Genomic DNA, 3293 nt, shown 5'->3' with positions numbered 1-3293 from the left:
TGTCGCTTCTCACCTAAAATGACGGCGTGTATCTCACTGCCAATGGCGGAAGAAAGGTGCTGACAACACGCCAATGCCAGTAGAATTCTACCGTCAATACTTATCTCTAATAATATCAGTTCATGTGAATAAGGAAAATCCCCAATACACACATGCCAATCCATGTGTATATTGGGGATAATGTGGATAGAATCTACATAGCGGTACCACGTTGCCGTTCAGCATCCGCTAAAATCCGCCCGATTTGAGCATCCTCAACAACCTCGCTCCCGTTTCTCTTAGCCTCATAGAGAGCATGGGTACAAATCGTGTTAATCAGCCGTGGAATGCCCTTCGTCTCTGAGTGGATGAGAGCGAGAGCACTATCAGAAAAGACAGGGGTGGTCATACTAGCATTCTTCATTTGATGCCGAATATAAGCCGCCGTTTCTTGGACGTTAAGTCCACTCAGGTGGTACTGAAGGTGAATGCGCTGGGCAATGGCCTCATATTTGTTCATTCGTAAGGTGCGCCGTAGCTCGGGCTGCCCAACGAGGATGATGGAAAACAAGGATGCGGAATCCATCTGGTGATTTAAAGCAAACCGAAGCTCTAGTAACATGGAAGGACTAATATCTTGGGCTTCATCAATCACCAAAATCAAGAATTTTTTTCCTTGAATAGACCGATCAGTTAATACATGTTCGAGTAAACGTTTGGACTTAGCTAGGGAAAAAGGCGGTTCTTCTCCAAGCTCACGCAATAATTCTCCATAAAAATCCCGTGGTTTCATTCCCGCACGACTTAGATAGATCATTTGGTACCGAACAGGGTCCAAGGTCTGCCCTAGACGGCGGAGGAGGGTCGATTTGCCACTGCCAACTTCTCCTGTAAGGACTCCTAAACCAGAATTTGCAACCATCAACTGTAAGCGAGCTAGCGCTTCAGCATAAGCACCGGCCTCAAAGAACATATCTTTCATGGGAGAACGAGAAAAGGGAATTAGTTGGGTAGAACTTGGCAGATCAGTCATGGGTTACCTCCTGTTTTGGCCCAAAATTTAAAGCTTCTTGGGCCCATGTGCTCCGGCGTTTTTCTTCCGCCAACTTGAAGAAATTCAACCCAGACACCGGGGCTTCCTCCTGCTTTTCGACCTTGGATCTCGATTTGACCCGTTCATGGATACTACGATTTAAATCGAGAAGTCGAGCATCGGTTAGCCGGTTTCCTTCATGCCAAACTTGCATTACGCTGAGATCGTAGGGGTCAAAACGAAGTGTGACTGTTTGACTAGAAAGATGAGATGGGACCTCGAAGATATTACCGAAGACACTGACACAGCCCGCCTTATCCACCTTCCGCGATTCTTCCCAAAGGAAGATCTCAGTCAGTTCAGTCATCGATACCCGGCGCATTGTCCGTTTAAGACTCGCTGCCCTATCATTAGGAGATTGACCGGTGCTACCATGCTTACGCAAGTGGTAGTACCCTTCTAACCAGGATGTAAAGGCCTCATTTAACTGTTTTAACGTGGTAAGGCTACCATTTCCAATCTGCACATGGGCCTCTGGTCTGAAGCTTGTATCAATAAATCTGAAGAACCTCTCAATCTTCCCTCGACCTTGGGGCTTGTATGGACGCGAGTGGGAAAGTTTAATGTTTAACTTGGCACAGATCCGAACCAAATGGTGGGATGAAAAAACGCTTCCATTATCGCAATAAAACTGAGCGGGCACTCCGTGGCGCAAGATCGCTTTTTTTAGGGCATCTTCTAAACGAGGCAATTTCTCATCCCAGTAGAATTCTCCATGGACAATTGCCCTAGAGAAATCATCAATGATGGCGAATAACATCGCTTTTTTACGTTTCTTTGGATTGAGTGGGTCCGGTAAATAAAGGGTATGTTGAAAATCCGCCTGCCACATGAGATGAACATCTTCCACTTCGAAGCGTCGATGACCTCTCGATGATTCCACAGCCTGCAAGAGTTCCTGGCGGCTGACACCTGCCTTGCGCAAGTGCCGAGATAAGGTACTGGGGGCCAGAGTTCCCTCCGAAGCCATACCGCTATGTTCCAATAGGTAGATAATCTGTTCCACACTACGCTCGGGACGTTCACGGCGTAGCTCAATCGCCTTTTGTAAGACGGGAGCTGGTAAGGCTATGGCATTTTTCTGAGGACGCTTTTTGGGTTTAAGCCCGTCCCAATTGTCTTTTCTGTAGTTTGCCATAAAGCGCTCAAGCGTGCGTACACTGACCTGAGTCTTATGACTGCCAGGAATCGTATAACTTTGCGCGGCAATTTGTTCAAGCTGACGCTTCAGCTCCCCGGGAATCATCGGGGTCTGACGAGATACAATCGGTGCTATTAAACCATAACGAAACGCTGCTACCTGTTCATCGGTCGGAAAATCCATGGTTTCTCACTCCTTCAAGCATAAATCTAGGCGGGATTGCCCCTACCGCTATTCTGCTTGAAAAAGTTGCGCCACACCATGGACAACATTTGTGGGATTAAGCTACCCGACCGTCACCGCCCTTGAGCGTTTAATCTGGTAGAGCCAGGCAAGAAGACCAATGTTCCTATATCCCGGCACCATCGATCTTACTTGTTCCCACGTCCTAAACAACCAGGCCTGTTCTCGAACTGGCTTTGACGGACCAACGGGAATCTCTACATGGGGCAGTTTCTCTAAAATAACCCGCCAGAGTTCCGACGACGAGTCTCTAATTTCATCACGTATTGCTTTGGTCCAACGCCAAAGGGTCTTCTCACTAAACTTTCCAGCCGAGGTATCTAGGTCTTCCGAGATTTTCGCCAAGGCTACCCCCGATAACTGTTGACGGACCACTTCTTCTTTGACGTCCCAGGCCACTTGATGATGTTCCATCACAAAGTTAGGAAGTAACGAGGTAGCTCTCCCACACTCTATACACTTAAACCGGTAGATGGATATGATGAACTCTTCTAATAAGGTATACACGGTTCTTTTAAAACTTCCATGTTTGTGCAACATCACTGCTTCCTGGCAGTGCGGACATATTGTTGGACGTAAGTTAGTAGGACACCCCTCACTAAATAGTTCAATATATGACTGGACAGTCCAGAGTTCTTCAGTTAAAATCATATTGGTAGTAACCAATGGGAAAGAGGAAACGAGGCTGGCCGGCCAATGATGTTTCCTCTTTCTTTTATCCTTTTTTAAGATTGTCATGTGAACCATTTATCCACATGACAACCATTATCTACAGAAACGACAAATTAAGCAAGAAAAAAGCGCCACTTTAATGTCAATTAAAGTGAGCGCCCACAA

At 46.6% G+C, this 3293-nt stretch carries 3 protein-coding genes; all 3 read right to left on the bottom strand.

Features of this window, described 5'->3' with window-relative positions; all coding sequences use genetic code 11:
* Window positions 1-193: 193 nt before the first annotated feature.
* The 3 genes from DSOL_RS25750 to DSOL_RS25740 all read right to left on the bottom strand — a co-directional run bounded on the left by DSOL_RS25750 (window position 194) and on the right by DSOL_RS25740 (window position 3194).
* Window positions 194-1012: an ExeA family protein gene (locus DSOL_RS25750; protein ID WP_083643074.1), complete on the bottom strand. Its 819-nt coding sequence runs from the start codon at window positions 1010-1012 to the stop codon at window positions 194-196.
* Window positions 1005-2396, bottom strand: coding sequence for a DDE-type integrase/transposase/recombinase (locus DSOL_RS25745; protein WP_075367549.1), 1392 nt, complete (start codon window positions 2394-2396; stop codon window positions 1005-1007). Before DSOL_RS25745 ends, DSOL_RS25750 begins: the two co-directional genes overlap by 8 nt.
* 102 nt (window positions 2397-2498) lie before the next feature.
* Window positions 2499-3194, bottom strand: coding sequence for a DUF6431 domain-containing protein (locus tag DSOL_RS25740; RefSeq protein WP_170871629.1), 696 nt, complete (start codon window positions 3192-3194; stop codon window positions 2499-2501).
* Window positions 3195-3293 lie beyond the last annotated feature (99 nt).

Origin of the sequence: Desulfosporosinus metallidurans (assembly GCF_001936615.1) — a bacterium.
Lineage (GTDB): Bacteria > Bacillota > Desulfitobacteriia > Desulfitobacteriales > Desulfitobacteriaceae > Desulfosporosinus > Desulfosporosinus metallidurans.
Note: the sequence above shows the minus strand (reverse complement) of the source record. Positions and strands in the feature narration are given on the sequence as shown.